General features: G+C 22.7%; 2 protein-coding genes. One reads left to right on the top strand and one right to left on the bottom strand.

Translation table 11 applies throughout. The annotated features are described in order from the left end of the window. On the bottom strand, positions 1-181 hold a 181-nt coding region (locus HMPREF9131_RS02240), incomplete at its 3' end, for a winged helix DNA-binding protein (protein WP_009345142.1). Positions 182-400: 219 nt separating this feature from the next. On the opposite strand from HMPREF9131_RS02240, the gene HMPREF9131_RS02235 reads away from it, so the two are divergent. Next, complete coding sequence (locus HMPREF9131_RS02235) at positions 401-718, top strand: LysM peptidoglycan-binding domain-containing protein (protein ID WP_004824149.1); 318 nt, start codon at positions 401-403, stop codon at positions 716-718. The last annotated feature ends 124 nt before the right edge of the window (positions 719-842 follow it).

The raw sequence follows: 842 nt of genomic DNA, 5'->3' as shown, positions 1-842 counted from the left end.
GATCTTTTCTTATATAACTTTTATTTTCTAATTTTTCAAGGGCATAGTATACTGTGGAAGTACTTTTGATTCCAACTCCTTGACATATTTCTCTTACAGTCGGTGGATATCCCTTTCTTTCAATTTCTTTTTTTATAAAAAATAAGATTGCAAGTTCTCTTTGGTTTAAATCTTCGTACATGGTAACCCCCTATAATTCATTATAATGATAATAACATACTTATATGTTTATTTCAAACAATAGTTTATTTATATAAAAACTATTGACATTGGTTAAAGTTTATTGTAACATATGTTTAGAACATATATTTAGATTAAATGTTTGCTCAATATGTTTGTACAGAATGTTTGAAACTAAAGTTTTAAACATTAATTCTATTATAATATAAGAGGTGGGAATATGCAAAGAAATTATGTTTATAAGAGAAATAAAAAAAGATTTAAATTAAATTTAAGAAGAATTTTTCTTTTATTAATCTTTATATGTACTTTTTTTTCAGGGGTTATGTTAAAAAAGGTTGAGAATATTGATAATAAAGATGACAATATAACTTTTGCTATTCATACAGTAGTGTCAGGGGAAACTTTATGGACTATAGCAAATAATTATGATTACGATAATAAATCGAGTTTTATTAAAGAGATAAAAAGAATAAATAAGCTGGATAATTCGAAAATTTATCCTGGTTATAAATTAGCAATACCACTATATGAATGATTTTAGAAGGTACTATTTATTAGTATCTTCTTTTATATTTTATCATGATAAATTTTATTAAATTGACTTATAGCGTTAAAAGTTATAAAATATAAGGAGTAAATAAATTTACTGATAATTAATT

This window comes from Peptoniphilus sp. oral taxon 836 str. F0141, assembly GCF_000179335.1.
Classification (GTDB): Bacteria; Bacillota; Clostridia; order Tissierellales; family Peptoniphilaceae; genus Peptoniphilus_A; species Peptoniphilus_A lacrimalis.
The sequence above is the reverse complement of the archived record's forward strand: the minus strand, read 5'-3'. Positions and strand labels throughout refer to the sequence as shown.

Bases quoted from the DNA above. Each gene is read 5' to 3' on its own strand.
- HMPREF9131_RS02235 (WP_004824149.1), top strand. From the start codon at position 401: ATGCAAAGAAATTATGTTTATAAGAGAAATAAAAAAAGATTTAAATTA.